General features: G+C 48.9%; 23 protein-coding genes. 18 read left to right on the top strand and 5 right to left on the bottom strand.

All coding sequences use genetic code 11. From position 1 onward, the window contains the following. Positions 1-24: 24 nt before the first annotated feature. Complete coding sequence (gene pepF / locus ACRYI5_RS09605; RefSeq protein ID WP_448225112.1) at positions 25-1,839, top strand: oligoendopeptidase F; 1,815 nt, start codon at positions 25-27, stop codon at positions 1,837-1,839. 248 nt (positions 1,840-2,087) lie between these two features. Here the strand turns inward: pepF and ACRYI5_RS09600 are convergent, their stop codons facing one another. Next, on the bottom strand, positions 2,088-2,717 hold the full coding sequence (locus ACRYI5_RS09600) for a DsbA family protein (protein WP_407879919.1): 630 nt from the start codon (positions 2,715-2,717) through the stop codon (positions 2,088-2,090). Positions 2,718-3,031: 314 nt separating this feature from the next. Between ACRYI5_RS09600 and ACRYI5_RS09595 the strand changes: the two genes are divergently transcribed. From ACRYI5_RS09595 to ACRYI5_RS09580, 4 genes are all read left to right on the top strand, one after another. Then, entirely contained in the window at positions 3,032-3,706 is a 675-nt protein-coding gene (locus tag ACRYI5_RS09595; protein WP_407879918.1) for a GTP pyrophosphokinase, read from the top strand. Positions 3,707-3,739: 33 nt separating this feature from the next. Beyond that, positions 3,740-4,543, top strand: coding sequence for an NAD kinase (locus ACRYI5_RS09590; protein ID WP_448225111.1), 804 nt, complete (start codon positions 3,740-3,742; stop codon positions 4,541-4,543). After that, entirely contained in the window at positions 4,543-5,445 is a 903-nt protein-coding gene (locus tag ACRYI5_RS09585; protein ID WP_448225110.1) for an RluA family pseudouridine synthase, read from the top strand. Before ACRYI5_RS09590 ends, ACRYI5_RS09585 begins: the two co-directional genes overlap by 1 nt. Before the next feature lie 188 nt (positions 5,446-5,633). Next, on the top strand, positions 5,634-5,852 hold the full coding sequence (locus ACRYI5_RS09580; RefSeq protein ID WP_448225109.1) for a hypothetical protein: 219 nt from the start codon (positions 5,634-5,636) through the stop codon (positions 5,850-5,852). A 103-nt stretch (positions 5,853-5,955) separates the two neighbouring features. Here the strand turns inward: ACRYI5_RS09580 and ACRYI5_RS09575 are convergent, their stop codons facing one another. Then, a complete protein-coding gene (locus ACRYI5_RS09575; protein ID WP_448225108.1) occupies positions 5,956-6,603 on the bottom strand; it encodes a copper homeostasis protein CutC in 648 nt (215 codons plus the stop codon). Positions 6,604-6,640: 37 nt separating this feature from the next. Then, entirely contained in the window at positions 6,641-7,675 is a 1,035-nt protein-coding gene (locus ACRYI5_RS09570) for a lactonase family protein (RefSeq protein ID WP_407879912.1), read from the bottom strand. A 179-nt stretch (positions 7,676-7,854) separates the two neighbouring features. On the opposite strand from ACRYI5_RS09570, the gene ACRYI5_RS09565 reads away from it, so the two are divergent. From ACRYI5_RS09565 to ACRYI5_RS09550, 4 genes are all read left to right on the top strand, one after another. Beyond that, positions 7,855-9,051, top strand: coding sequence for an AI-2E family transporter (locus tag ACRYI5_RS09565; protein ID WP_448225107.1), 1,197 nt, complete (start codon positions 7,855-7,857; stop codon positions 9,049-9,051). Positions 9,052-9,172: 121 nt separating this feature from the next. Beyond that, entirely contained in the window at positions 9,173-10,030 is an 858-nt protein-coding gene (locus ACRYI5_RS09560) for a methyltransferase domain-containing protein (RefSeq protein WP_448225106.1), read from the top strand. 228 nt (positions 10,031-10,258) lie between these two features. Then, positions 10,259-10,771 carry a tRNA (cytidine(34)-2'-O)-methyltransferase gene (locus ACRYI5_RS09555; RefSeq protein WP_407879908.1) on the top strand — a complete coding sequence of 171 codons (513 nt, stop codon included), beginning with the start codon at positions 10,259-10,261 and terminating at the stop codon, positions 10,769-10,771. Between the two features lie 36 nt (positions 10,772-10,807). Continuing rightward, positions 10,808-13,135, top strand: coding sequence for a DNA translocase FtsK (locus ACRYI5_RS09550; protein WP_448225105.1), 2,328 nt, complete (start codon positions 10,808-10,810; stop codon positions 13,133-13,135). A gap of 87 nt (positions 13,136-13,222) precedes the next feature. On the opposite strand, the gene ACRYI5_RS09545 is transcribed toward ACRYI5_RS09550, so the two are convergent. Together ACRYI5_RS09545 and ACRYI5_RS09540 are read right to left on the bottom strand one after the other, a co-directional pair. Continuing rightward, positions 13,223-13,345: a DUF4044 domain-containing protein gene (locus tag ACRYI5_RS09545; RefSeq protein WP_407879906.1), complete on the bottom strand. Its 123-nt coding sequence runs from the start codon at positions 13,343-13,345 to the stop codon at positions 13,223-13,225. 83 nt (positions 13,346-13,428) lie between these two features. Continuing rightward, positions 13,429-14,385, bottom strand: coding sequence for a magnesium transporter CorA family protein (locus ACRYI5_RS09540; RefSeq protein WP_448225104.1), 957 nt, complete (start codon positions 14,383-14,385; stop codon positions 13,429-13,431). A gap of 126 nt (positions 14,386-14,511) precedes the next feature. Between ACRYI5_RS09540 and ACRYI5_RS09535 the strand changes: the two genes are divergently transcribed. The 9 genes from ACRYI5_RS09535 to ACRYI5_RS09495 all read left to right on the top strand — a co-directional run bounded on the left by ACRYI5_RS09535 (position 14,512) and on the right by ACRYI5_RS09495 (position 23,877). Beyond that, on the top strand, positions 14,512-14,871 hold the full coding sequence (locus tag ACRYI5_RS09535) for a DUF3397 family protein (RefSeq protein ID WP_448225103.1): 360 nt from the start codon (positions 14,512-14,514) through the stop codon (positions 14,869-14,871). Between the two features lie 381 nt (positions 14,872-15,252). Beyond that, the gene (gene mraZ, locus ACRYI5_RS09530) at positions 15,253-15,684 is read left to right on the top strand and encodes a division/cell wall cluster transcriptional repressor MraZ (protein WP_448225102.1); all 432 of its coding nucleotides are present in this window, start codon (positions 15,253-15,255) and stop codon (positions 15,682-15,684) included. A gap of 28 nt (positions 15,685-15,712) precedes the next feature. Next, complete coding sequence (gene rsmH / locus ACRYI5_RS09525) at positions 15,713-16,666, top strand: 16S rRNA (cytosine(1402)-N(4))-methyltransferase RsmH (RefSeq protein WP_448225101.1); 954 nt, start codon at positions 15,713-15,715, stop codon at positions 16,664-16,666. Between the two features lie 61 nt (positions 16,667-16,727). Next, positions 16,728-17,099: a cell division protein FtsL gene (gene ftsL / locus ACRYI5_RS09520; protein ID WP_448225100.1), complete on the top strand. Its 372-nt coding sequence runs from the start codon at positions 16,728-16,730 to the stop codon at positions 17,097-17,099. Beyond that, positions 17,099-19,264: a penicillin-binding protein gene (locus ACRYI5_RS09515; protein WP_448225099.1), complete on the top strand. Its 2,166-nt coding sequence runs from the start codon at positions 17,099-17,101 to the stop codon at positions 19,262-19,264. Before ftsL ends, ACRYI5_RS09515 begins: the two co-directional genes overlap by 1 nt. Positions 19,265-19,308: 44 nt before the next feature. After that, positions 19,309-20,277, top strand: a complete 969-nt coding sequence (mraY, locus tag ACRYI5_RS09510; protein WP_407879895.1) for a phospho-N-acetylmuramoyl-pentapeptide-transferase — start codon at positions 19,309-19,311, stop codon at positions 20,275-20,277. Between the two features lie 102 nt (positions 20,278-20,379). Continuing rightward, positions 20,380-21,762, top strand: a complete 1,383-nt coding sequence (murD, locus tag ACRYI5_RS09505) for a UDP-N-acetylmuramoyl-L-alanine--D-glutamate ligase (RefSeq protein ID WP_448225098.1) — start codon at positions 20,380-20,382, stop codon at positions 21,760-21,762. Continuing rightward, positions 21,759-22,874, top strand: coding sequence for an undecaprenyldiphospho-muramoylpentapeptide beta-N-acetylglucosaminyltransferase (murG, locus tag ACRYI5_RS09500; protein ID WP_407879893.1), 1,116 nt, complete (start codon positions 21,759-21,761; stop codon positions 22,872-22,874). The genes murD and murG overlap by 4 nt, the downstream gene beginning before the upstream one ends. A gap of 73 nt (positions 22,875-22,947) precedes the next feature. Continuing rightward, positions 22,948-23,877, top strand: a complete 930-nt coding sequence (locus ACRYI5_RS09495) for a cell division protein FtsQ/DivIB (protein ID WP_448225097.1) — start codon at positions 22,948-22,950, stop codon at positions 23,875-23,877. Positions 23,878-24,109: the final 232 nt, after the last annotated feature.

Here is a 24,109-nt window from a genome sequence, read left to right as displayed (position 1 = left end):
TAATATGCACCAGAGGAGGAACCAATGGCAGAAATCAAACAATTACCAACCCGTGACGAAGTACCGGAACAGTTGACCTGGGACTTGACCCAGATTTTTGAAACGGATGACGCGTGGCACCGTGCGTACAAAGCGGTGGAACAGGCGTTAACACAGGTTGATCACTATAAGGGGACATTGGGTGCCGGGGCGAACGAGTTATTATCCGGGACGACTTACTTACTCACCGTTTATCATCAACTAGAAAACGTGGATGTGTACGCCTCCCTGAAGCAGGAACAGGACACCAGCGATCAGGCTGCCCAGGCACTGGCTGCACAAGCCGGTGATTTAGCAGCCCGGGCGGCAAGTGCGTTAGCCTGGTTTCGGCCAGAGGTGCTAACGATTCCAGAGGCGACATTAACTGAATGGTTACAAACGCCCCAATTAGCGCCATACCAGCACTTTTTTGCAGACTTAGACCGGGCGCGAACCCACACATTGCCGGCAAACGAAGAAGCACTTTTAGCAGGTGCAAGTGACATTTTTGGCGCATCTGCAAAGACGTTTGGCGTCTTGGATAACGCTGATTTAGTGTTCCCAGTGGTGAAGGATAATGACGGGAATGATGTTCGGCTCAGTCAAGGTGTTTACGGTGTGCTCTTGGAGTCGACCAATCGTTCTGTACGAGAAGCAGCGTTTAAGCAACTGTACGAAGTCTACATGCAGTTTCAAAATACGTTTGCCTCAACGCTGATCAGTAACGTGAAGGGGCACAACTTTGATGCGCGGGTTCACCATTATGAGTCGGCACGGGCCGCAGCGCTAGCCGAAAATAACGTGCCGGAAGCAGCGTATGAAACACTGGTCAATGAAGTTAATGGTCACCTTGATGCATTGCACCGTTACGTGGCGCTTCGAAAACGGCTCTTGAAGTTGGATGAGTTACATTCGTACGACTTATACACGCCGATTACGGGCGCCGCACCGTTGAGTTACACGTATTCTGAGGCGAAGCAAGTGGCCTTAACGGCGCTCAGTGTCTTGGGGCCGGATTATGTGAGTCATGTGGAGGAAGCGTTTGATCAACGGTGGATTGATGTTGTCGAAACCAAGGGCAAACGGAGTGGCGCATTTTCTTCAGGGGTGTACGACACCAATCCCTACATTCTTTTAAACTGGCAGGATAATTTGGAGTCACTGTTCACACTGGTTCATGAAATGGGACACAGTATTCACAGTTATTACACACGCCATAATCAACCGTATCAGTATGGTGATTACGCGATCTTTGTGGCAGAAATAGCCTCAACTACAAATGAAAACTTGTTAACGGATTATCTGTTGGCAACAAATGATGACCCGAAGGTGCGGGCGTACATCCTGAACCACTATTTAGATGGGTTCAAGGGGACCGTCTACCGGCAAACGCAATTTGCTGAATTTGAACACTGGCTGCATCAGGAAGATGCTGCCGGCCATCCGTTAACAGCTAAGGGTCTTTCAGAGCAGTACGGTCAACTGAACCAGACTTATTATGGGGCAGCGTTGACGCCAGATCCAGAAATTGCGAATGAATGGTCGCGGATTCCCCATTTCTATTACAATTATTATGTCTTTCAGTATGCAACAGGGTTCGCGGCAGCAGCCACATTGGCCAGTCGAATCACAAAACAGGAACCAGCCGCACGAACGCGCTACTTGGACTTTTTGAAAGCGGGTAGTGCGCAGTATCCGTTGGACGTTATGAAGACAGCTGGGGTTGATATGACCCAAGCCGATTACCTGACGGACGCCTTTACGGTTTTTGAGGAGCGGTTAAACGAATTTGAACACCTGATGACTCATGAACTGAAGTAGGACAGTAAAGTTAGCGTTACGCTGGTGTTTAAACGTCTTCACAGAACCAATTAAAATAAGTCGCGGATCGTTGCAAGGTTGCAATGATCCGCGACTTTTTGGTTTGGCGGTAACGATTGAGCTGGATTCAGGAGGGGCTAATAAATAAAAATTGGTGATCCATCACTGCTCGACAATGAGCGGTAACAGAGCACCAATAAACTGGGTAATGAAATTTTTGATAATGTGCTATTCAAACGAATTAGGCATTACAGAACGCGAAGGTTAGCCTTATCTGTCATGTGTTCTACCGCCTGAGACAGGCTGGCGATGTTCGTGTTGCTGGCGTGTTCGCTAATTTCGAATAAGGTTTCGTAATCGAATTCGTCCATTAAGAGACCGTAGTCGAAATCATCGACATCGAAAATGACCGTTTCGCCAGGGTGATCAATGTTCATTTCAGAAACAAGATGCTGATCAGACGCGAAGGCCTCTTCTGCCAGTTTGCTATGGCGGTCGTCGTCAAACATTTCAAGGTCGAGTCCCAATGCTTCAGCAACACTGCGACCAAGTGCTTCTGTGTAGACTTCGTGTTGTTCTAGCAAGTGGCCTTGAAGTTGAAGAAAGAATTGCCGGCCGAGGCGTTTGCCCTGAAAGGAGGCAGCCTTGTAGTCCATGATGATTTGATACATTTGTTGTGCCAGTTGGTTGCGCTCGATTGTACCAGGATGCTGTGCATTTAATCGGTGAAAAGTTTCGCTGATCGTCTGTAAGGTAAGCATCGGGACAAACTGAATTTGGAGTTTGCTCTTCGTTTGGGCGGCGACCCGGTTCACTTGCTGTTCACATGTATAACAAGTAGAACCAAGGGGATTAACAAACAGATAAACTTCTAACACGGTCCGACCTCCATAAAATGATGAGTGTAATCTGTTTTTACTGAATTAGCTTACCCGATGATGGTTAAGCAGTCAATGAAAGCGACAGACAACCGGTTGCAATGCCATGGGATGGCATCCGTGTCTCTCGCTCAACTGGAACTATCATGCCCGATTTTTTGCAGAAAGTAAAGTCAAACGTTTTATGAGGTTAACGGGCGGACAATCCCCGTCAGGGCAGTAAATATGGTAAACTATTTTCTGTAAGTTAGAAATCGTTCAGTTGAATTGGCTGAGCGCTCTAACACTGGAGAACATCTATGGGAGGTCATCAGATGATTGAAGACTGGGACCACTTTTTGCTCCCTTATGAACAAGCCGTTGAAGAACTCAAGGTTAAGCTTCGTGGAATTCGGCGACAATATAAGGATGCTGGTCAAGAATCCCCCGTTGAATTTGTGACGGGCCGGGTGAAGCCAGTGGGGAGCATTCAGGAAAAAATGGTGCGTCGTCACGTGGCGGAGGACCGAATCGAGGCCGATATGCAAGACATCGCCGGCCTCCGAATTATGTGTCAATTTGTGGATGATATTTATCAAGTCGTTGACCTGTTACGCCAGCGAACGGACATGACGATTTTAGAAGAACGTGATTACATTTCAAACGTGAAGCCCAGCGGCTATCGTTCTTACCACATTGTAGTTTCGTATCCCGTTCAAATGATGGGCGGCGAAAAGAAAATTTTAGCCGAAATTCAGGTTCGGACGCTTGCCATGAATTTCTGGGCAACGATTGAACATTCGTTAAACTACAAGTATCAGGGTGAATTTCCAAAGGAACTTCAGGAACGGTTGGAACGGGCTGGTGAAGCAGCGTTTCGGTTGGATCAAGAAATGTCAGCCATTCGGGCTGATTTATCGGAGGCGCAACCAGAACCAGCGCCCGAAGAAGAACCAGCGACTGACGGCGATAAACCTGATGAGCACACAGCAACGAAGCCACAAGCGTGAGGAACGGTTGTGCAAAGAGAGTAGAGGTTGCAGATGAAGATTGCAATTTACAGTTATTATCCAAATGATGCAACGCGGGCTGTCATTGAAAAACTGACGGTGGCGTTAAATAAGGCCAATTTAAGCATTGATGATAAAAATCCGGACATTGTGGTTTCGGTCGGCGGTGATGGCACCATGTTATCCGCGTTTCACCATTACCGAGCAATGCTTGCCCACGTTCGGTTTGTCGGGTTACATACGGGACACTTAGGTTTTTACACAGACTGGCGCGATTATGAGATTGACCAACTGGTTTCCAGCTTAACGCATGACAACGGCGAAAGTGTGAGTTATCCACTACTGGATATTAACATCACGTATAAGGGTGAAACACAGCCACGTCAGTTCTTAGCGTTAAACGAAGCAACCGTTAAAAAAGCCGCCAAAACGTTGGTTTGCGATGTTTACATTAAGGATCAGCTTTTTGAACGATTCCGTGGTGATGGCCTGTGTTTTTCAACGCCAACAGGGTCAACTGGCTACAATAAATCCCTGGGTGGGGCCGTTTTACATCCAGAAATTGAGGCCATCCAAATGGCTGAGATTGCGTCCATTAATAACCGGGTCTTCCGGACGTTGGGGGCTTCTTTTGTGATCGGCAAGGATGAATGGGTGACCTTACGCTCTGAGGATGCCGATAACTTTGCCATCACTTGTGACCAATTCCAAACGCCAGAACGGTTGATCAAGGAAATTACGTTTCGTGTTTCTGAGCAGCGCATTTATTTTGCGGAGTATCGGCACACGGCGTTTTGGGAACGCGTTCGTGAATCCTTTATTGGAGACGTTTTATAATGGCGTATCCATTGCAGTTTGAGTGGCGTCATCAGGGGGATGAACCGGTCAAACTGGGGACGTTTTTAAGCGCTCACGGGGTTTCTCACGCCGTTTTGATTCAAATCAAGTTTCATGGTGGAAGCATGCAGATTAACCATGTGCCGGCGTGGAGTGTGGATCTGGTGCAACCACAAGACGTGGTGACCATCACATTACCACCGGAACCGGCTAACGCGGCGGTTGCGATTTCTGACGCCCCGTTAACGATTGTTGCCGAGGATGACAACTTTTTAATTGTGAATAAGCCGGCGGGGGTGGCGTCCGTTCCGGCGCACCATTATGGCAATGACACGATGGTCAACCGAGCAAAGGGCTACTTCATCACACACGGGATGGCCCTCCAGGTGCCCCACATTGTGACCCGATTGGATAAGGGGACCAGCGGCATCGTTTTGTTTGGTAAACATCATATGGCTCATTCGGTGTTGGATAAACAATTGAAGGATCACAGTATGGCCAAAACGTACCTTGCGGTGGTGGCCGGTGTCGGCTTGCCAGCGCACGGTGACATCACCGCGCCAATCTTGCGGGATGAGACGTCGTTTGTTAAACGAACAACGGGGCCCACTGGGCAGAGTGCGCACACCGAATTTTGGGTACTCAATGAGACAGCCCGGTTCACGGTTGTCAAAGTGCGGTTACACACCGGGCGAACGCACCAAATCCGCGTGCATTTTAGCAGTATTGGGCACCCCTTGGTTGGTGACGAGCTGTACGAGGGCCCGTTGGATTGGGGAATCGAGCGGCAGGCGCTTGCCTGCACCGATATTCGTTTCTTTGACCCCTTTGTGGGGCAGGAACAAACGGTGCATGTGGCCCCGGAGCAAGATATTGTTCAATTATTAGCAGCAAGTGAATAAGCAGAATTAAAAAAGGGGATTACAAGACCGCGGGGGTGGACTTGTAATCCTTTTAGTTAAGATTTGTTATGATCCTGAATGAATTTTGGGTGAACGGCTGACCGGGTGTAGATTAGTGCTATACTACCTAATTATTAATTTACAAATAACGTAGAATAAATACAATTATGGCAAGGATGGGTTAATAAATGACAGAACTGATTTGTGATGGCGAAGAACACGTTGATGAAGCGGGAATTGGTCACTATCGCGTTACGACCGAAGAGCTAGGGAGCGGGTACTTTCAGTTTGACCTGACGTCTGATCAAGGAACGGACTCCGTGGTGGCAAAATGTACACTCCCGGATCGACTGGTGACCACGGCGAGCTTATTAGGGCTGGATTGGCAACTCCGCCGGACAAACTAAAACAACAACTCATGTAAAAAGGCTGTTATCCCAGTGAGGATAACAGCCTTTTTACATGATCAACGTGAACGTGGATGACAGTAGGTTACAATTGATCGGTTAGTTAGTAGTCAATAACCTTTGTTCCGTGAAGCGCGTGGACTTGAAGTGTTTCCGCAATGGTAGCTGCGTTTTCAGCCGTAATACCACCGCCTGGAAGAATCGTGATGCGCCCAGCCGCCGCGGTAATCAGCGCCTGAAGGTGATCAAGGTGGTCACTAATGGGCGCGGTCAGTGGTCCTCCGTGTGTCAAGATGCGGTCAAAATCATGATCCACAAGCCAGTCAATGGCGGTTAACTGGTCAGCAGGCGCGAGTTCATCAAACGCCATGTGGAACGTTAGACTCATGCCGCTAGCTGCGGCAATCAACTGTTCCAACGCATCGACATCGAGTTTGTGATCAGGCGTGAGCGCACCAAAGGCAACGCCATCCAGTCCCAATTCTTGCGCGGAAAAGAGGTCTGCTTCCATGATTTTGATTTCGGTATCGTTGTACACGAAGTCACCGCCCCGGGGGCGAATCATGGCCGTGACAGGAACATGGTGTTCACTGGCGTAACGAGCTGTTTCACTCATCACCCCACGACTAACGGTTGTTCCGCCAACGGCTAAGTTATCGTTTAGTTCGATCCGGTTTGCACCAGCAGCGATGGCGGCGGGAACCGTTGTGTAATTTTCGACGGCGACTTCTGAGATAAATTGAACGCTCACAGTAATTCTCCTTTACCTATGTGTAATCGGCAAATGGTTATTCAAACAGGACACAGACACCTTCAGGAACCGCAACGTCTTTTTGCTGGAGCGTGAGCTGACCAGTGGTGGCGTTACGACGATAGAGGGTCGCGTTATCCGTGTTTTGGTTAACCGCAACCACGAACCGTTGGGATGGATCGAGATCGAAATCTCTAGGAAAATCGCCTTCGGTACTGATTTGTTGCCGTAGAGACAGTGTACCATCTTCTAAGACCGCAAACACAGCTAGTGTATTAAAACCACGGTTGCTGACGTAAACAAATTGTCCATCCTGTGAGATCCGAATGGCGGCGGCACCGTTATGGGCCGTCCAGTCAGCTGGAATGGTTGAAACGGTTTGTTCATGGGTGAGGGTGCCAGTGGCGGCATCATAAGCCAATACGGCGATTTGACTACTTAATTCACCAGCTAAATAACACAAGGGTTTTGTTGGGTGGAACACAACGTGACGGGGGCCAAACCCGGGTTCCGTTTGGTAGGTGGAAACAAGCGTTAATTTCCCGGCAGCACTGACATCGTAAATCATGACTTGGTCCAGGCCGAGATCACAAACGATGAGGCGGTTATCTGGTGTCAGGTTGGTGTAGTGCACGTGGGGGCCATCAGCTTGTTCTGGTTTGGGGCCAACGGTGCCTGTGTGCGTAATCACGTCAGCAAGGGCGAGGGAGCCATCTGGTTGAATGGTAAAACTCTTAACGGTCCCCGTGTGGTAATTCCCCTCGTAAACGAGTTGGCGTGCCTCATCAATGGCTTCATAGGCAGCACTGGAACCGTTTGAGAAAACATGGTTCAGCAATGTGGCTGGTGTTGTTGACAGGTCAAACGCTGAGGTGCCGCCCTGACCAGCGGCCGCGTCTTTATCAACAGCGTACAGCTTGTGCGCTTTAGAAAGGGCCAGGTAGGTTGGGCTGTCTGCGTGGGCAACAAGCGTTGGGGCACTCAGTGATTCGGTGTCCGTGTCGAGCGTCATTTCGTAGACCCCGGCGCTTGTCTTCTTTGTGTATGTACCAACAAGAAATTTTTCTAACATAGTGATGATGCCTCCTCGTCTTATTGGTGCCTAGTATAGCATAGTGAAAACGATTACTTAAAGTTTCACAAGCAGATTGTCGTCACCAAATAACGGGGGAAAAAGCCGGAAAATCATGGGCTGGCGGTTGTTTATGCTATACTTGCAAGCAAGAAATTCCGTTCAGGGGAGGACACGTGATGGAACGAAAAAAGGGCGCGACAAAAACGCCACGGTTATTGAGCAGTGCCGGTGCTAAACGGATCCTGATGTATTTAGCAATCATCTTGCTGGCCCTCAGCATTCTCTGGTTGTTTCAGCAGGTGGCATGGTTCTTTAAGCCGGTTCAGCAATTTTTCAGTATTATTGGTGGCCCTGTAATCTTAGCGGGGGTCTTTTATTACCTGCTGAACCCGGTGGTGGACTGGCTAGAACGTGGCCGGTTCCATGTTCGACGAACGTGGTCGATCATTGGGCTCTTCATTATTGTGGGGGCGCTACTTATCTGGGGCGTGGTGAGCGTTATTCCGGTTATTCAGACACAAATTGGTGGTCTCATCCATAATTGGCCCCGGTACTGGCAAAACGTGCTTAACTCCACCACGTCACTGTGGCAAGACCCTAATCTGAAGTGGCTGCGGCACTTGCTGGACCAATACGATACCCAATTGAACAAGAGTCTGAGTGGAGTGGTTAAGAATACAGCCGGTAACACGATCGGCGGGCTGGGCAGCGTGGTGAGTTCTGTGACCACCTGGTTGGTTGCTCTGGTGACCTTCCCATTCATCTTGTGGTACATGTTATTGGAAGGCAGAAAACTACCCCGGGCTGCGGCGCGACTACTGCCCGAACGGTTGCAGGGTTCGTTTTTAACCGTGTTAAAGGAAATCAATGACCAGGTTGCCAATTACATTCGGGGGCAGCTGACGGTGGCGTTCTTTGTCGCCCTGATGTTTTACGTGGGTTACCTCATCATTGGCTTAAAGTTTGCCCTGACACTAGGTATTGTGGCGGGCCTACTAAATTTGATTCCATACCTCGGCTCATTTTTAGCAATGGTGCCGGCTGTTGTGGTTGGTGTGTTTACATCACCGTGGATGTTGGTAGAAGTCTTGATTGTTTTTGCCATTGAGCAGACCATTGAAGGCCGGCTGATTTCACCATTGATCCTTGGTCAGAGCCTGAAAATTCACCCGGTTACAATCATCATTGTGCTGTTAGCGGCGGGAAAAATCTTTGGTGTTTTGGGTGTTATTTTTGGGGTTCCCGGCTATGCCATTTTGAAAGTCATCGGGACACATTGCTATCACTATTGGCGCGAGCACGCGCGGTGGTACCAAGCTGAGGTAACTAGCCCAGCAGCACAGGCCCCACAACCAGAAAACAAGCAAGATTAGCCATAAACGTACCACCGGACTCCAGAAGTGAGTTTGGGGGTACGTTTATTTTTGAAGAATTAGCACAACCATTTAACTGTTTTTCCGGTCGGTCAACACTTCAAATGGTATAATTGATGTTATGAAAAAAATCGACGAGGGCACTCAATTTATAACTGAACATTTGGCACTGTTTCGGTGCCCAACGTGTGGTGACGCTTACGATCATGTGGCCGGTCACACCGTGGTTTGCTCACGCGGCCACAGCCTGGACCTAAACCGAAAGGGCAGTCTGTACTTTTTAAATCACGCGGTGGCGACCGAATATGACGCCTTGATGCTGGCAGCCCGCCGGCGGATGCTGACTGCGGGGCTCTTTGCCCCAATCGTGCAGGAGATCAATGCACAGTTGGCGCCAACCCCCCAACGGATTCTTGACGTTGGTACGGGTGAGGGGACGCCGTTAGCACAGTTGGATCAGCTACGCCAACAACCGGCGGATACATTGATCGGATTTGATATCTCAAAAGATGGCGTGAATCTAGCCACGCAGTTAGCCACCAAAAGTTTCTTTTGCGTGGCAGACTTGGCGAACCTGCCGTTTGCAAACCAGTCGTTTGATGCCGTCATTGAACTGTTTTCGCCGTCAGCGTACCGTGAATTTGAACGGGTTATCCGGCCTGGGGGGCAGATCATTAAGGTGGTGCCAAACGCAAATTACCTTGTGGAATTGCGTCACGCGTTGTATGAAGAAACTGACCCGCAATATCACTATCAAAATGAGCGGGTGGTTGATCTCTTCGAGCAACACTACCCGACGATGACCCGTGAACAAGTGCAGTATCAATTCTCCATTGGTGCCGAGCGGATCGATGACATGCTGGCCATGACACCGTTAAGCTGGGGTACCGATGACGTGCATCGCAAGGCCGCTAAACAGGATCCAGTTGCGGCTGTGACTGTGGATGTTAGCATCCTGTCCGTCACGGTTGGTGCATAGGCGCACAAGCGTTACGTGGTCTCGACCATTGCAGTGGTGTTGCACAAGTGCTACGATGCTTGTGGAATCATTCGGGAGCCAATATCGAAATTTTTTCGTTAGTGACTTTCAGAGTTGGACTTCATTAACGTAGTGCCTCGCTGTATCTTGATACCGAGGTGACTACGTTTTTATTTTCGTTATTACATTTTATTGATTGTAACTAATGCGCTTAAAAGGAGTTTTATCGTGACTAATCACATTGCCTTATTTGAACCATTAATGCCTGCAAATACTGGAAACATTGCCCGGACCTGTGCTGGGACAGATACAGCCCTTCACCTGATCGAACCACTAGGGTTTTCGACAGATGATGCCCACTTAAAACGGGCGGGATTGGATTACTGGGATAAGGTTGCCATTACATACCATAAGAACCTCCAGGCGTTTATGGCGGCCATCCCTGAAGAAGATGAACTGTTTTTAGTGTCGAAATTTGCCAACCAAACGTATGTTGATCCAGATTATTCCAAGCCTGATCACGACTACTGGTTTTTGTTTGGGAAGGAGACAACGGGGTTGCCAGAACCATTTATGCGCCAGCATCCTGATGAAGCCATTCGGATTCCTCAGGATGATTCGCACATTCGGGCACTGAACTTATCCAATTCAGCGGCAATCGTTATTTATGAAGCTGTCCGCCAGCAGGGGTTCAATCAGCTTGACCAAACGTACTGGTACAAAAACGACAAATTAAAGTAACCATGGTAGTCAATGAACAAAGGGGGACGCAGTAACATGCCAGCACGAAAAAAGACCACCCGTAAACGGCCGGCCACTAAGCGCAAGCGTCCGCAAACTAAAAAAGCGACCCGTGAATTTCGGTATACAAAAAACGTTGTCGGGTTTGGGCTCGCGTTGTTATCGCTCATTGCCTGTTTACGACTCGGGGCAGCGGGAACGTTTGTTGCCAACTGTTTTTCAATTTTGGTGGGAAACACAAACCAGGTGCTTGCGGCTGGTTTGGTCCTTGGCGGCCTCATTCTTGGTGTCACGGGGCGGTGGCCGCGACTTCCGCGGCAGCAGGTAACGGGCGCGCTGCTCGTGTACCTCGGGGTGCTCGTTTACGATCACTTACGACTGTTTATGGGGTTGAATTACCACACGAAGTTTATCGCACTGACCTGGGGGTTTTTGGGCGAAAACTTACGGGGTGGCACCCTGAATACGAACGTCGGCGGTGGCATGATTGGCGCGGCGGTCTATGCGCTGTTTGAACACACAGTGGCTAACTTAGGGGCAGCATTGCTGTCCACCGTACTACTGTTTGTTGGGGCAATGTTGCTTCTTAATATTCCGTTCTCAACGGTTGGTCGGGGACTAGTTTGGCTGTGGCGGTTCTTGGCGCGCACCGGTCGCCATGTGGCGATGTGGAGCCGGCACTTCGTTTCTGAAGCGGTGGAGCACACCGTGACACCAGATCAACCAGTCAAACCACAGTCAGAACCGAAAACGACACCTGAACCAGTCGTACAGCCACAACCACCAGTGACAGCACCGGCTCAAAAAGCAACACCGGTTACACAAGCACCACCAATCGCACCAAAAATCACGGTGGCGGCTGATCACACGGACAAGCTTCCGGAGACAGACCCCGAACCGTTTGCAAGTACGTCAGCAGACCTTTCTGATTACCAGTTGCCAACGGCGAGTTTGTTAACAGAAATCCCGCCAACGGATCAAAGCGGTGAATATAACGCGATTGAGGAGAATTCCCGGATTTTACAGGAAACACTCGCGAGTTTTAACGTGGAGGCTGAGGTGAAAAACGTCAGTCTAGGACCGTCAGTCACAAAATATGAACTTCACCCGGCCATTGGGGTCAAGGTCTCCAAAATCGTTAACTTAGCGGATGACCTGGCGCTTGCACTATCAGCGAAGGACATTCGGATCGAAGCGCCAATTCCAGGGAAACCGTTGATCGGAATTGAAGTCCCTAATAAGGAGATTTCCACGGTTTCCTTCCGGGATGTGATTGAACATGCCCCGGCTCACGCCAATAAGGTACTGAATGTGCCACTGGGGCGTGATGTCACCGGGAACATCGTGATGTGTGATTTAACGAAGATGCCGCACTTGTTAATTGCCGGATCAACAGGATCAGGGAAGTCAGTGGCCATCAACGGGATCATTACAAGCTTACTGATGCAGGCGAAGCCAGATCAAGTGAAGTTTATGCTGATCGATCCGAAACGGGTCGAACTGTCCGTTTATAACGACATTCCTCACTTGCTCACGCCGGTGGTCTCGGAACCAAAGCGGGCAGCCAAGGCTCTCCACAAGGTGGTGGCCGAAATGACGCGGCGGTATGAGTTGTTTGCTGATTACGGTGTTCGAAACATCGATGGCTACAACAAACTGGCTGAACATAACAACGGGGGCACCAATGTGGCGCAACCGAAGCTGCCGTATGTGGTGGCGATTGTGGATGAATTGGCTGACTTAATGATGACCGTTTCGTCAGAGGTTGAGGATGCCATCATTCGAATTGCGCAAATGGGCCGGGCCGCTGGGATTCACATGATCCTAGCGACGCAACGCCCATCTGTGGATGTCATCACGGGATTAATCAAAGCAAACGTGCCGTCACGAATTGCGTTTGCTGTTTCCAGTGGGATCGATTCACGCACCATTTTGGACAGTAACGGGGCTGAACGGTTGTTGGGTCGTGGGGACATGCTGTATGAACCCATTGACCAGAACAAACCGACCCGGGTTCAGGGGGAATTTATCTCGGATCAAGATGTGGCGACCGTGGTGTCCTTCATTAAGGAACAACAGACAGCCGAATACGATGACAGTATGACGGTGAGCGATGCGGACTTAGCGGAAACTGCTGATGAAGAACGTGCAGACGATATGGACGAACTGTTTGATGAGGCAGTTGCTTTTGTTCAGGAGCAACAAAAGGCGTCAACATCGCTACTGCAACGACGGTTTCGAATCGGCTATAACCGGGCTGCCCGGATGATTGACGATATGGAGACCAAGGGGATCGTTGGACCAGCTGATGGTTCACGACCGCGCCAGGTGTACCAACAAGAATCGCCGCAGTCACAAGGTTAATTACAAAACCACCTAAAAACCCGTTCGCGTGTCATTTTAGACACGCGAACGGGTTTTTAGGTGGTTGATGAGCAAAATTGGTGCTGATTAAAAGAGATTTAGTGGTTGCAAGGCCGCTAAAATGACCCCACCGAGGGTCAAAATAATCATGAACCAAACAACGACCATCGTTAATTTTTCAAAGCCACTACGCTTTTTCTTACCTTGCATAAATGAACTACTCCTTAAAACTTTTATGCTTCATGTTAACGTGTTCTCCGGTAAAGTACAAGGGAGAAGCGACTAATTCCCAGTTAGAGCCAGTCATGACGCCGCAAAATGTTGGCCGTGAGCAGACAGATGATGACCGTCGCTGCCATCACAAGGGCAAACGCATGGGCAAAGTGCGCAAACGGGAGCGTTACGTTCATGCCGTAAATTCCGGCGATCACCGTTGGAATGGTCATGATCAACGTGACGGAGGTTAACAGTTTCATCACTTCATTTAAATTGTTGGAAACAATGGCAGAAACCATGTTGCTGTACTGGGTGAGGATGTCATTTTGGATGACAGCCATCGACTGAGCCTGGTTAGTTTCAATAATGATTTGGGCCAACAGTTCTTGAAAGTCGGGGCCGTTGAAATAAGCGGGTGCTGTGGAAATTTGGTCTAACACCGGCCGGTTATCGTTTAAAGCGTTGGTGAACGTGATGAGTGACTTTTGCAGCGCCATAATTTGGTACAGTTGGTCGTTACGGGTGGCCGTGGTCAATTCACGTTCCAGGGCTTTTGTTTGGCGTTCGGTGAGGGTGAGCGCATGGACAAAGTCATGGGCAATGTACCAACCAAACCGTAAAATGAAGTCCTGCCGGTCGGCAATTTTAATGGCCGTATCCGTTGGGTTCATGATGAAGCTATGAATGAACGGTGCCGGGTGGGCACTTACGGTGATGACGGCGGTCTCCGTCAAAATGAACGAAAACGGATAGGTGGCAAAGCCAAGGTAGCCCAGGGGCGTTGTTTCATATTGCGGAAATTGGAGGAGCAGGTGGAGCGGCTGCTTCGGTCGGTTGGGATCGATCCCGTCGACCCGCGACTTTTCACGGTCATCCAAAATGGCGCTGATGTAAGTGGCCGGAAAGTGGTAGCGGGCAACAAGTTCATTGATTTCATCTGGCGTGGGTTGGATCACGTTGATCCAACAGTCGGTCGTGGGACCGGCGACGGGGAGCAAATGGCCCGTTGTGTCGTTAACATAGTATTCAATCATGTGGGTATCCTTCTGGTTAACTTATTGTTAACCGCTAAGTGCAATTGATAACATAGAGTGTAGGCGATTGCGTCACTGTTTTCAAACCAGTATACTAACACTGTAAAAAATGACGAGGTGGGTAGTGTGATCAACGAAATTATCATTCAGGTGGCGTGTTTAATTCTGTTAGCCATCATTATGTTTCTCTTGCGGCGGTTAACCCATAAGCACTGGCCAGCGTGGATTCATCCACTGGATGCATTGTTACCGGTGTTGCTCGTGTTAAACGTTTTTTTAATGGGCACGCTTAGTGTTCGCCCACTATTTTTATGGGCGGTTGCCGGCTGGTTTTTGATTGGGATCATTACAGCGTGGCGAATCTTTCAGGGGCGCAAACCCGTTAGCTACCAAAAATGGGCGGTCGTGTACTGGCGCAGTAGTGATCTCTACTGGCTTGCCATGTACATCATCACGGTGATCGTCGTTCTAATGACGCGCAGGTAGTAATGCCAACTGTGTAAAAAAATAAAAATCGCTAAGGTCAGGATACCGTGTGACATCCTGACCTTAGCGATTTTTATTTTGGCGACGTTTGTTGCTGGTAGCTGGGACAGTTTACAAAAATCCCCCACCATTTCCCAAAAACGGGATTAAATGGAAATTAGGCCCGGCCTAACAATGATTGAGAAGCTTTTTTAATCCATTTAAAAAACAATTATTTAACAAAAATAATACAATTTTCTGTTTCACGTGGTAGAGAGTGGGGGATTGTGGTAAGCTTTTTTTCGTAAGCAGTATGGAGACCGTGTAACCACCGTTGAAAACAACATTGGTAAGGGTTTCCTAATGAAGCTAAACAAAATTGGTTGGGGAGGTGAGTCAAACATGTTCATGGGCGAGTTTCAGCATAACGTTGATGACAAAGGGCGACTCATTATTCCCGCCAAATTTCGGAACCAACTGGGCGATAAATTCATGGTGACACGGGGACTTGACGGCTGTTTATTCGGCTACCCTGAAGCCGATTGGAACCAGTTGGTCGAAAAGACTCAGGCATTATCGTTAACTAAACGTGATGCCCGTGCGTTTGCTCGGTTTTTGTTCGCCGGCGCAACTGAATGTGAGTTTGATAAGCAGGGCCGCATCAACATTCCCACGCCATTACGCGAACATGCGAAGTTAGAAAAAGCGTGTGTCATTGTTGGGGTGTCCAACCGGTTTGAAATTTGGGCCGCTGATGAGTGGACTGCATACAATGAAACAACTGCAGATAATATTGATGATATTTCAGAAGCGATGGCAGATTTTGATTTTTAATGGGCTGAATAACTGAGAGGAGGGCGGCATGGCAACATTTAATCACGTGACGGTGTTACTAAACGAAGCAGTGGATGGACTTGCCATCAAACCTGATGGCGTCTATGTCGACTGTACCCTTGGCGGTGGCGGACATTCAGCTAAGATTTTGAGTGCATTGACGACGGGTCACCTATACGCATTTGACCAGGACCAAACGGCACTGGATTACAATAAAGAACATTTGGCCGCGGCAATAGCGGCTGGTACATTGACCCTGATCAAAGCAAACTTTCGTGAATTGACCGCTGCATTGGCGGCCCAGGGCGTGACCCATGTTGATGGTGTCTTGTATGACCTCGGTGTAAGTTCCCCGCAGTTTGATGACGCACAGCGGGGCTTTAGCTACCGGTTGGACGCGCCGCTTGATATGCGGATGAATCAAGACCAGGACTTATCAGCAATGCAGGTGGTTAACGAGTGGGATTACAACCAACTGGTTCGGATTTTTTACCGTTACGGTGAGGAAAAATTTTCCAAGCAGATTGCGCGGCAAATCGAGAAGACCCGGGCAGATCACCCCATCACAACCACGTTGGAACTGGCCGAACTAATTAAAAATGCCATTCCCATGGGGGCCAGACGACATGGTGGGCACCCGGCCAAAAAGACCTTTCAGGCCATTCGGATTGCGGTCAACGATGAATTAGGCGCACTGGAAAGTTCTTTGGAGCAAGCATTGAAGCTCCTAAATCCTGGTGGCCGCGTCAGTTGTATCACCTTCCAGTCATTAGAAGATCGGTTGGTTAAGACCATGTTTAAGGAACAAACGGAGTTGCCAGAGTTGCCGGCTGGGTTGCCGGTGGTTCCGGATGACATGTTACCCCAGTTCCACCTGGTCAATCGAAAACCCATTGAGGCCACAGCAATGGAACTGGCAGATAACCGCCGTTCACATAGTGCAAAGTTGCGGGTCATTGAACGCAACGCGGTGGTTGATTAGGCCACCATTTGAATGATGCAATGACTGTTACACATAAAATTTAAGGAAGAAGTTAAGCTTAATGGCACAGAATTTAGCGCAACCCCAACCAGAAGAACCAAAACGACAAGCCGCACCAGCTGGTCAGTCGGATCACCAACAAAACCCCCGGTTTAAACGATTGCCACTTTCTGGCTTTGAAGTGTTGCTGGGTGCAGTTTGCAGCATTATCGTGGTGTGCTTTGCGATCAACATCATTCATACGCAGATTGCCATTACAGCTTCGCAACGGACGCTTCAGACTACGCAGGCTCAGTTAAGCAAGGTCAACACAAAAAATGCCTCTGCCAACCAAGAAATCAGTGAACTTTCAAGCCGGTCCCGGTTGGATGCGGTCGCTGCTAAAAATGGGTTGACGCTGTCCAGTCAAAACATAAGGAATGTTAGTAAATAATGAAAAAAGATCCGCAACGAATGTCTAGTTTAGGTAACACCCGTCGTAATCGTCAGCATTTTGGTAATACACTGCTGATTGCAATTCTTGCGGTGTTTATCTTGCTGGGCATTCGTTTTGTTTATATTGCCGTGGGTAAGCATGTTCAAAACGTGAGTCTGTCGAAACAGGCACAGGCGCTCTATACGGAGCAGCAGACGGTTCATGCCAAACGGGGAACGATTTATGACGCAGAGGGTAACGCCATTGCGATGGATACAAATACATACACCGTCTATGCGGTCCTGAATAAGGAACAGTTATCGACGACTGGGAAACCAATGTATGTGACGGATAAAGCGAAGGTTGCAAAGACCTTGGGGGCAGCACTGAACGTTGACCAAAAGAAAATCATGGCGACGTTAACGTCGGCAAAAAAGGATACCTTCCAGGTGGAATTTGGTGCCGCCGGGAAGAACCTATCCATTGCCACAAAACGTAAGATCGAGCAGGCCAATCTGAGTGGGATTGAATTTACCACGCAAAGTGCGCGGCTGTATCCAAACGGCATTTTTGCCAGCCACATTATTGGCTACGCGCAACCGGTGGAAGATTCAAACGGGCTCACGGCACTTGTCGGTAAGATGGGAATCGAGCAGCAGCTGAATCAAAAGTTGACCGGTGAAAACGGAATTAAGCAGACAAAGCACGATTCGTCTGGCTATACACTGCCGAATTCACAGCAAAACAAGAAAGCCGTTAAAAACGGGGATAACGTGTACACGACGTTGAGTAGCCCGTTACAAAACCTGCTGGAAAATCAAATGCAGGTTTTATATAACAAACTTCAGCCAAAGAACATGGTGGCCATGATGGTGGACACTAAAACTGGTAAAATCGTGGCCGCAACACAACGGCCCACGTTTAATGCGTCAACGATGGAAGGATTGAACGATCAGTGGAGTGATCTCTTGGTGGAAAATCCGTTTGAACCAGGGTCAACCATGAAGAGTATTTCACTGGCAGCATCCATCGATACCGGGAACTTCAACGGGAATGCAACGTATCAGTCGGGTCGGTACAAAATTGATAACTCAGTCGTTCCGGACTGGAACCCCAATGGGTGGGGAACCATCACGTACTCTAAAGGGTTTGACTTATCCAGTAACGTTGCCATGGCCCATTTGGAGCAACAAATGGGCGCTACCGCATGGCAGAAGTACATCAAGGCGTTTGGGTTCTTAAAGTCGACCAAGAGTGGACTTCCAAACGAAGCAAGTGGAACCATGCAGTTTTCACAGCCGATTGAACAGGCCAACACGGCGTTTGGTCAGGGGATCACGGTGACCCCCATGCAGTTATTGCAGGCGTACACGGCAATTGCGGGTGACGGAACCATGATCAAGCCGTACTACATTGATAAAATTGTTGACCCGAACACCGGGAAAGTTGTCTATAAGGGCAAACGAACCGTGGTGGGGCACCCAATCAGTGCGGCAACCGCTAAGTCGGTCCGCGATCACATGACGGATTATGTGTATAAATCCTACGGGATGGGGCAGGACTTTAAGATCGACGGGTATAAAGTTGCCGCTAAAACTGGGACAGCGCAAGTTGTTGGGAGTAACGGGCAGTACATGGACGGCATGGATTCAACGCTGAACTCCATTATTGGAATGGCACCGGCCAAGAACCCCCGGTACCTGTTGTACGTGACCGTTAACCAACCAAAGCAAGTGCCTGATCAAACCATTACGAAGTGGGAAAGTGACGTGTTCAAACCGGTGATGCAAGAGGCCCTGGAAATGAACCATGACACTGCTAAAACCGGGAAGACAGCGACGGTCAAGGTCCCGTCACTAACGGGGACGGCGGTGAGTGACGCCAGCCAACAGCTAACGGCAAAATCGTTAACGCCGATTGTGATCGGTGATGGTAAAAAGGTCACGGCGCAATCGCCAAAGGGTGGTGACACGAGTCTCACGAACCAACGAATCTTCTTACGGGCAGGTGATAATTTGACCATGACTGACATGAAGGGATGGTCAATGGGGGATGTGTTAGCGTATGCTAAACTAGCCGGGATGTCCGTGACAACTTCAGGCAGTGGCTATGTGACCGAGCAGAACATTGCGGCGGGCCAAACCATTCAACGAAACGCACAGTTAGTGGTGAAATTTAAGTAGCCGGCACCAATCATTTATTATGTGAAAGTAGGGATAGTAGCGTTATGCAACTCAATATTTGGATCTGGTCACTTGTGGTGGCTTTTGCCATTACGGCAATCTTTTTACCCTTTTTAATTCGGTATTTCCGCGCCCACGGTGAGGGCCAAACCATCTGGGAAAAGGGTCTCAGTTGGCACGAAAAAAAGAATGGTACGCCAACGATGGGAGGCCTGATGTTCATTGTGGCCGCCATCGTAACAACGCTTATTGTGGGGCTGGTACAACACCATCTTGATGGCAGTGCCGGAATGCTTATGTTTACCATGATTTTCTATGGGGCGCTGGGCATGTGGGATGACTCCATTAAGGTGTTTAATCGGCAAAACGATGGTCTGAAGGCTCGACAAAAGATGCTTGGGCAAATTATCGGAGCCGTTGTGTTCGTCATTATGTTTGCAATCGCTGGTTTTTCCATGAACCTGCATGTGCCGTTTGTTGGCAATGTGCCGCTTGGCATCGGGTATGGCCTGTTTGCAATCATCTGGCTGATCGGCTTTTCAAATGCGGTCAACTTAACGGACGGCCTGGATGGTTTAGCCACGGGGCTTTCCATCATTGCCTTTCTTGCGTACGGCATCATTGCTCAGCACCAACAGCAATACGGGGTCATGACGTTTTGTTTAGCAACCGTTGGGGCCTTAGCAGCCTTTCTGTTGTGGAACCATAAGCCAGCGCAGATTTTTATGGGGGACATGGGTTCCTTAGCACTGGGTGGGGCCTTAGCAGCCGTTGCCATTTTGTTACACCATGAGTTATCTCTACTATGGGTCGGTGGTGTGTTCGTTACGGAAACGGCCACGGTTATGATTCAGGTGAGCTACTTCCACATCACACACGGAAAGCGGCTCTTTAAAATGACGCCGATCCACCATCAGTTTGAACTGGATGGCTGGGGTGAATGGCGCATTGACCTGACGTTTTGGGCAATTGGTGCCGTGATGGCAATTACCGGCATCTGGGCGATGTGGTAACATATTAATAATGTAAATGATTAACTGTCCGGTTGATTGAATGTGATCAACCGGGTACATATGACTTTTAGCTTTAAAAATTTAAAGAAACGGGTGCACACTGTGAAACAAATAACGACGTATAAAAATCAAAAGGTGTTGGTTTTAGGATTGGCAAAGAGTGGGGCGAATGCCGCGCGCTTACTAAAGAAACTGGGCGCCCTGGTCACGGCAAACGATGCGAAACCGTTTGATGAAAATCCAGAGGCAAAGGCACTCGTTGCTGACGGAATTCGGGTCATTGCAGGAAGTAACCCGGTGTCGTTATTAGAAGAAGACTTTGCCCTTGTGGTGAAAAACCCAGGAATTCCTTACAGTAATCCGTTGATCAAGGCCGCTCAGGCGCACCACATTCCGGTGATTTCAGAGGTTGAATTGGCTGCTCAGGTAAATGACGCTGAACTCATTGGGGTTACCGGTACAAACGGCAAGACGACGGTCACCACCATGATTACGAACATGTTGAACCAGGATCGCACGGTGGGCGTTGCAAAGTACGCCGGAAATATTGGTGTGCCGGCCAGTCAGGTGGTCCAGACGGTCGGAGAAAAAGATGTTTTGGTGACAGAACTGTCTAGTTTCATGCTGGCAGGGATTCAAACCTTGCACCCGCACATTGCGGTGATCACAAACATTTACACTGCTCACATTGACTGGCATGGAAGTCGTGACGCCTATGTGGCTGCCAAAATGCGGATTACCATGAATCAAACAGCGGATGATTACTTGGTGATGAACTGGGACTTGCCTGAACTACGCGAGTTATCAAAGCAATCACAGGCACAGATCATCAAAGTGTCACGAGAAGGCTTACCTGAGACTGACGCCTATGTGGCTGACGGTCAGTTAATGTGGCGGGGCGAAGCAATTTTGCCGGTTAGCGCGATTAACGTCCCGGGTGAACAAAACGTTGAAAATGCGCTGGTTGCACTGGCTGCCGCCAAGATTGCCGGGCAGACAAGTGAGGCCATTGCCAAAACACTGCGGACATTTGCTGGTGTTCGTCACCGCTTACAGTATGTGATGACGTATGAAGGCCGGGATTTTTATAACGATTCCAAGGCGACGGACATTGAAGCAACCCAAATGGCCCTTCGTGGGTTTAGCCGGCCAATCGTTTTGCTTGCTGGGGGCTTAGACCGCGGGTTTACGTTTGACCGGTTGGTTGACGATTTAAAGGCGCACGTGAAGGGCGTTGTTTTATTCGGGCAGACAAAAGAGTTGTTAGCTGATGCTGCCAAAAAGGCGGGCATTACAAACATTCAGTTTGCTGAAAACGCTCCGGCTGCTGTTCCTGCCGCTTATCAAATGAGTGACGAGGGTGACATTATTCTCCTTTCACCGGCGAACGCCTCATGGGATCAGTTCCCGAACTTTGAGGTGCGCGGGGACGAATACATTAAAGCTGTTGAACAATTGACGGGACAAAAGGAGCAACACGCATGAGATTAATGGTATCTGGTGGTGGCACCGGGGGGCATATTTACCCTGCGTTGGCATTAATTGATGATTTAAAGGCGCACGACAACACGGCTGAATTTTGTTATGTTGGAACGCAACGCGGCCTGGAAAGCAAAATTGTGCCAGCCCGTGGAATCCGGTTTGAGACCATTAAATTACAGGGGTTTTCACGGCAAAAAAACTGGCACGGGTTAACGACAAACATTAGTACCCTCCGGTTATTCATTGAAGGGGTGCGGGAAGCACGCCGAATTATTGCAGATTTTAAACCGGATGTTGTTGTGGGAACCGGTGGTTACGTCAGTTCAGCCGTGTTGTATGCGGCTAGCCGGATGCACATTCCAACGCTAATTCATGAACAAAATTCCGTTGTCGGGGTCACCAATAAGTTTTTGGCACGGTTTGTGGATAAGATTGCCATTGCGTTTGAGGATGCCCGTGATCAATTTCCAGAACAAAAGGTTATCTTCACCGGAAACCCGCGGGCCCAACAAGTGGCCACGATGCACAGTGATTTTCAATGGTCGAGCTACGGGCTGAAGGATGATGTGCCGACCCTGTTGATTTTTGGTGGAAGCCAGGGGGCATTAAAAATTAATGCCGTTAGTGAAAAGGCAATTCCTGAATTTAATCAGCGGCCGTACCAGGTTGTCTTTGTGACTGGGCAGAAGCGTTATGACGATGTGATGGCCCAGTTAGAAGCGGATGGCATTCACCCCGCTGAAAATGTGGTCGTTAAACCGTACATCAGTAACATGCCAGAAGTATTGCCACGGGTAGCCGCCATTGTTGGCCGGGCAGGGGCAACAAGTCTGGCAGAAATTACGGCACTGGGAATTGCGTCCATTTTAATTCCAAGTCCATACGTGACAAACGATCATCAGACAAAGAATGCCAAAAGTTTGGTAAAGGTTGGGGCCGCGGAAATGATCACGGAACCTGAACTAACGGTGGACCGGTTAATGAGTGTTGTGGATCAGTTGATGACAAATGATGCCCAGCGGACACAGATGGCCGCGGCTGCTAAAAAGATGGGCGTACCAGACGCTGCCGACCAGCTGTTAGACGCCGTAACGGCACTTGTTCAATCAAAGTAATCAATTTAAAGTAGGGGACGTTCCCGTCTTTACCATCGATGGGGACGGTTAAGTTCATCAAAGAAGGAAGGCGTTGGCCATCGCAAATCGAATTGGTTCACAAACAGTTCCACCAAAGAAACGGGCACGACTGTTCCGGTCAGGTCGTGGTGCAAGGACAACGCCGAAAATAAAGCCGATTAACGCGACCCCACCAAAGCCGCCACACAGTGATGTCGTTAATCGGCACCGCCGTCATTTGGTGGGAGGCGTTTTCGCCGGATTGTTGTTGTTAGTGGGGCTAATGGGATCACCACTATTAATGGTGCATTCAGTGACCGCTAACCACACTAAAACATTGACCAGTAAGCAAATCATTCAGGCTAGTGGTGTTAAGTCCGGTCAGCCGCTGTGGACAATTTGGCGCCATGATCGGCAACTTGAGGCCACCGCAACCAAGAATAATGACCTTATTCAGCACCTTTCTGTGAAGATTCAAAATGGGTGGACGGTTCAGCTAACGGCAAAAGAGTATCGTCAGGCAGGGTACTTAATGCAGAACAATAAGTATTATGTCGTCATCGAAAATGGGCGAATTTTGAAAACGGCTCAGGATCATCCGGTGGCGGGATCTGGCTACCCCGTTTACGGTGGCTTTAAATCAGACGATACGTTTGCAACGGTGATTAAACAGTATGCTGGTTTATCGGCGGACGTAAAGCGCGGAATTTCACAAATTGATTTATCGCCAACTAAAGAAAATCCGGACCGGTTGCATCTATTTATGAACGATGGCAATGAAGTTTACGCGACAGCAGACACATTTGGCGCTAAAATGAAGTATTATCCGGAGATTGCAGCGTCAATGAACAAAAAAGGTGTCATTAACCTTGAAGTTGGGGCTTATTCGCACCCGTTTAAGGCGGCCAAAAGCTCAACGAGTCAAACAAGCTCAAGTTCATCTGAAAAATCACCGACAACCGCGTCATCAAATGTGGTCCAGAGTCAGGTGACAACGCAATAATTTTCGTGACGATGACGGCAAAAGTCATGAAAAAATTAAATTGTGGGAAATGTTGTTAAAAACGCCGCTCTAGTGCGGTGTTTTTTCAAATCCGGGTGCGTTACTTACCCTAAGTATGGTAAACTTTTAGTAATTGGAATATGGAGTGAACACTCTGTATTATCAACAAAATCAATGAATTGAATGATTAAAACAAAATTATTTTGATGAAGCATAATTTTTAGGAGGTTCC

The sequence above is a fragment of the Furfurilactobacillus sp. WILCCON 0119 genome (assembly GCF_053471565.1).
The sequence above is the reverse complement of the archived record's forward strand: the minus strand, read 5'-3'. Positions and strand labels throughout refer to the sequence as shown.

Coding starts and splice junctions, on each gene's coding strand:
- ACRYI5_RS09565 (WP_448225107.1), top strand. CDS start 7,855: ATGGAACGAAAAAAGGGCGCGACAAAAACGCCACGGTTATTGAGCAGT.
- ACRYI5_RS09540 (WP_448225104.1), bottom strand. CDS start 14,385: ATGATTGAATACTATGTTAACGACACAACGGGCCATTTGCTCCCCGTC.
- ACRYI5_RS09585 (WP_448225110.1), top strand. CDS start 4,543: ATGGCGTATCCATTGCAGTTTGAGTGGCGTCATCAGGGGGATGAACCG.
- ACRYI5_RS09515 (WP_448225099.1), top strand. CDS start 17,099: ATGAAAAAAGATCCGCAACGAATGTCTAGTTTAGGTAACACCCGTCGT.
- ACRYI5_RS09590 (WP_448225111.1), top strand. CDS start 3,740: ATGAAGATTGCAATTTACAGTTATTATCCAAATGATGCAACGCGGGCT.
- rsmH (WP_448225101.1), top strand. CDS start 15,713: ATGGCAACATTTAATCACGTGACGGTGTTACTAAACGAAGCAGTGGAT.
- ACRYI5_RS09545 (WP_407879906.1), bottom strand. CDS start 13,345: ATGCAAGGTAAGAAAAAGCGTAGTGGCTTTGAAAAATTAACGATGGTC.
- ACRYI5_RS09580 (WP_448225109.1), top strand. CDS start 5,634: ATGACAGAACTGATTTGTGATGGCGAAGAACACGTTGATGAAGCGGGA.
- murG (WP_407879893.1), top strand. CDS start 21,759: ATGAGATTAATGGTATCTGGTGGTGGCACCGGGGGGCATATTTACCCT.
- pepF (WP_448225112.1), top strand. CDS start 25: ATGGCAGAAATCAAACAATTACCAACCCGTGACGAAGTACCGGAACAG.
- ACRYI5_RS09560 (WP_448225106.1), top strand. CDS start 9,173: ATGAAAAAAATCGACGAGGGCACTCAATTTATAACTGAACATTTGGCA.
- ACRYI5_RS09595 (WP_407879918.1), top strand. CDS start 3,032: ATGATTGAAGACTGGGACCACTTTTTGCTCCCTTATGAACAAGCCGTT.
- mraZ (WP_448225102.1), top strand. CDS start 15,253: ATGTTCATGGGCGAGTTTCAGCATAACGTTGATGACAAAGGGCGACTC.
- ACRYI5_RS09570 (WP_407879912.1), bottom strand. CDS start 7,675: ATGTTAGAAAAATTTCTTGTTGGTACATACACAAAGAAGACAAGCGCC.
- mraY (WP_407879895.1), top strand. CDS start 19,309: ATGCAACTCAATATTTGGATCTGGTCACTTGTGGTGGCTTTTGCCATT.
- ACRYI5_RS09550 (WP_448225105.1), top strand. CDS start 10,808: ATGCCAGCACGAAAAAAGACCACCCGTAAACGGCCGGCCACTAAGCGC.
- ftsL (WP_448225100.1), top strand. CDS start 16,728: ATGGCACAGAATTTAGCGCAACCCCAACCAGAAGAACCAAAACGACAA.